General features: G+C 63.3%; 2 protein-coding genes and 1 pseudogene. All 3 read right to left on the bottom strand.

Going from position 1 to position 3,697, the window contains the following annotated elements:
- Positions 1-133 precede the first annotated feature (133 nt).
- Positions 134-849, bottom strand: a pseudogene (locus tag ASE00_RS14935) (SDR family NAD(P)-dependent oxidoreductase).
- Positions 850-968: 119 nt separating this feature from the next.
- Complete coding sequence (locus ASE00_RS14930; protein WP_056381761.1) at positions 969-2,408, bottom strand: aldehyde dehydrogenase family protein; 1,440 nt, start codon at positions 2,406-2,408, stop codon at positions 969-971.
- A gap of 46 nt (positions 2,409-2,454) precedes the next feature.
- A partial coding sequence (locus tag ASE00_RS14925) for an AMP-binding protein (protein WP_156405453.1) occupies positions 2,455-3,697 on the bottom strand: 1,243 nt, incomplete at its 5' end.

Genomic DNA, 3,697 nt, shown 5'->3' with positions numbered 1-3,697 from the left:
CACGCCTTCATCGCTCTTGGCCGCATGATGGCGCATGCCCGCGTTCACGAGAGGTTCTCTCTTAGCGTACGTAAAATGCACTTTCGTGTAGTGACCCCTTCATAGGGTGCTGACGAGATGGCCGCCATCCACCTCAACGACCGATCCCGGTCATGTACGCGGACATGTCGGACGCCAGCAGCAGCAGCGGGCCGTCAAGATCCTTCAATCTGCCCAGGCGGCGCTGCGGGATACGGCGGATCAACGCCTTACCAGCGTCTCCCTGCCAAGGCTCCCCGTTCAGTTCCGTCTTGACATAGCCGGGAGCCAGCGGGTTGACGCGGATGCCGTGACGCGCCCATTCGAGCGCGAGCGCCTTGGTCAGCTGGATCGCGCCGGACTTCGACATTGGATAGGGTAACACGCCGCAAGCCTGGCGCAGTCCCAAGATCGAGCCGCTGTTGATGATCGATCCGCCCGTACCGCGTTCCTTCATCGCGCGCAGGCCTGTGACATCAGGAACATGGCCTTAAGGTTTGTGTCGATTATCGCGTCCCAATCGACCGCGGACTGGTCGAGCGCCGTCGCGTCGCGCACCACGCCGGCGCTGTTCACCAAGATGTCGGCTTCGTCCAGCAGTGGTCGCAGAGCGGCGATGGTCGTACCGTCGACGACACCAAGGCAGGCGGTCCGGCACTTTCTGCCTGCAGCGAGGATGCTATCGCGGATTTGGTGCGCGACCGACTCTCGTCTAGCGGCGACGATGACGTCGGCGCCCGCGGTCGCTAGCACCGACGCGTAGTGGGCGCTCAGTCCACTGGACGCGCCGGTCACCAGTGCGACCTTGCCGTTCAGGCTCCACCGTTCCATCGCACCTCCCGTGGTTCCTTCGTCGCAGCGACCCTGTTCGTTGGTTCGACGCGGCCGTCCGATGGAGCGGCCGTTTGCACGATTTCCCCAGCCACCGGCTCCACTCCGCCGTCGCCTCGTCAGGGAACCACACCCATTACGGCCTTCGTCTCGAGGAAATCTTCTAGCCCCCAAGCTCCCCACTCGCGTCCGTTCCCAGATTGTTTGTAGCCGCCGAACGGTGCGGCAAAGTCCACAGAGGCGCCGTTCAGATGCACCATACCGGTCCTCAAACGGGTCGCCGTCTCGGACGCTCGTTCGACCGTCGAGCCCCAGACGTAGCCCGACAGCCCGAACGGGGTGTCGTTCGCGATCTCGACCGCGTGATCCTCATCCCGGTAAGGGATGATCACGAGCACGGGACCGAAGATCTCCTCGCGGGAAACGACCGTGTCGTTCGCCTCGTCGACCAAGATGGTTGGCCTCACGTAGTATCCGGCTCCCGGCTCCTGCGAGGCGGCCGGTCCTCCCGCCACGCATCGCGCGCCCTCGCTTATTCCCTGTTCGATCAGCGCGTTCACGCGCCTGAACTGGCGCTCGTTGGCGATGGGCCCGATGTCGGTTCCGACGGCAAACGGGTCGCCTACCACGAGGGCATCAGCCACTTCCGCCGCCTGTGCCTCCACCTCCGAAAGCAAGGATTGAGGCACGAGCAGTCGCGAAGGAGCGTTGCAAGACTGGCCGCTGTTGCTCATCATGTGGCGAACCGCATGAGCGATCGCTGCCTCGAGTTCAGCGTCGGGCAAAATGATATTGGCCGACTTGCCCCCGAGTTCGAGGGAAACCCGCTTGAAGGTGTCAGCAGCGGCGTGGCTCGTAGCCGCGCCAGCAGTGTTTGATCCGGTAAGCGACACCATGTCGACCAAGGGGTGGGAGGCGAGCCTGTGTCCAAGCCTGTTGCCTTCGCCCTGGACCATGTTGAACACACCCTCCGGCACTCCCGCCTCGTCGAGGATCTCCGCGACGATCGCGGCGGAAAGGGCCGAGTTCTGGCTGGGCTTGAGGACCATGGTGCATCCCGTCACCAGCGCGGGCGCGACCTTCACCACCACCTGGTTCAGAGGCCAATTCCAAGGCGTGATCAAGGCGCTCACCCCGACCGGCTCTCGCACGAGCTTCGTCGTGGCGTTGATCATGCGTTCAAACGGAAAATCCCTCGCAGTGGCCAGCGCAGTCTGGAAGTGCCAGAGCCCGGAGGCGGCCTGTAGTGGAAGAGAGAAGCTTTCGTAAGGCGCTCCCATCTCCCGGGTCACGGCCTTCGCGATGTCCGGCAAGCGCCTTTCGTAGATGGCGCAGATGCGCTCCAACAGTGCGATGCGATCGCCCAGCGGACTGCGAGAGTATGATGGAAAGGCCGCGTGCGCCGCCTCAACGGCCAAATCCACGTCCCGATCGCTGGCGAACGCCATCTGGGCGATCGCTTGGCCCGAGGCGGGATCCACGATGTCGCTCAGATATCCGCCGCCTGCAGGTTCAACCCAGCGGCCGGCGATGTACAGCGAGTGGTTTATGATTTTCATGTGGACACCTCTGGGTGTGGGAGCGTCATGCCAGTTGAATGAAGCATTAAGCGGCGATCAGTCGCAGTTGCTTTTTGTCGATCTTGCCGACGCTGGTGCGCGGAAGGTGTTCCAGCACGATCACGCGGTCGGGGACCGCGTACCGGCTAATCGTACCCGCCTCGACCGACGGCTGAAGATGTTGTCGGATATCATCGAGTACCGGTGGCGTGGCATCGGGCATCGTGACGACGACCGCGACCGGTCGCTCGCCCCAGAGCTGATCAGGCACCGCGATGATCGCGACCTCCTTGATGCCGGGATGGAAGAGGAGCAATTCCTCGAGCAGGAGCGAGGAGATCCACTCGCCTCCTGTCTTAATAACGTCCTTTAGCCGATCTCGGATCTGTACGAAGCCGTCCGGGTCGATGGTAGCCACATCCTGCGTGTGCAGCCAACCGCCTCGCCACAGGTCGGCGGACGCCTCGACGTTCCCCGCGTACGAGGCGGTAAGCCAGGGCGCCCGCACGACGATCTCTCCCTGAGCGAGGCCATCGTGCGGAACGTCGCGCATCTCCTCGTCGACGATGCGCATTTGAACCAGCGGGATCGGCCTACCGGTGCGACAGAGAATGGCGTCCTGTTCCTCGTCGTTCGTGACGAGGTCCGGCTCCGATCGGGTAAGCGCGAGGATGGGCCCCGTCTCCGACATGCCGTAACCGGCGATCGCCCTTATGCCCTGGCGTCGCGCGGCGGTGCGGAGCGATAGCGGCAAGGCGGATCCACCGACGACGATCGTCCAGTCAGACAGGTCCGCTGCGAGCGTTTCGTTGGCATCGAGCAGCATCTGCAGCACCGTCGGTACGCAGTGGGAGAACGTCACACGCTCGCGAGTGCGAAGCGCAATGAGCTCCGCCGCGACGTAGCGACCTGGATAGACTTGCTTCAGCCCGAGCATCGTGGCTGCGTAGGGGATGCCCCACGCATGAACGTGAAACATTGGCGTGATCGGCATGTACACGTCCCCGTGCCGAAATCCTTCCGGCGCCTGCGCCGAGAAGAGCCCGACGATGGCCATGGTGTGGAGCACGATCTGTCGGTGGGTAAAGCTGACGGCCTTGGGGAGCCCTGTCGTGCCCGAGGTATAAAAGCTCGTCGCTACGGCGTTCTCGTCGAAGTCGGGGAAGCGGTGGTCCGCCGAGGCCCTCTGCAGGGCTCTGTTGCAAAAATCGTGAAGCTTGAGCATGCTTGGCGGAGATTGGACGGACGGAACGATGACGGATTTCAAGTGGCGCCATTTCCAGGGTGAT

The organism is Sphingomonas sp. Root710, assembly GCF_001429065.1.
Lineage (GTDB): Bacteria > Pseudomonadota > Alphaproteobacteria > Sphingomonadales > Sphingomonadaceae > Rhizorhabdus.
Note: the sequence above shows the minus strand (reverse complement) of the source record. Positions and strands in the feature narration are given on the sequence as shown.

Coding starts and splice junctions, on each gene's coding strand:
- ASE00_RS14930 (WP_056381761.1), bottom strand. CDS start 2,408: ATGAAAATCATAAACCACTCGCTGTACATCGCCGGCCGCTGGGTTGAA.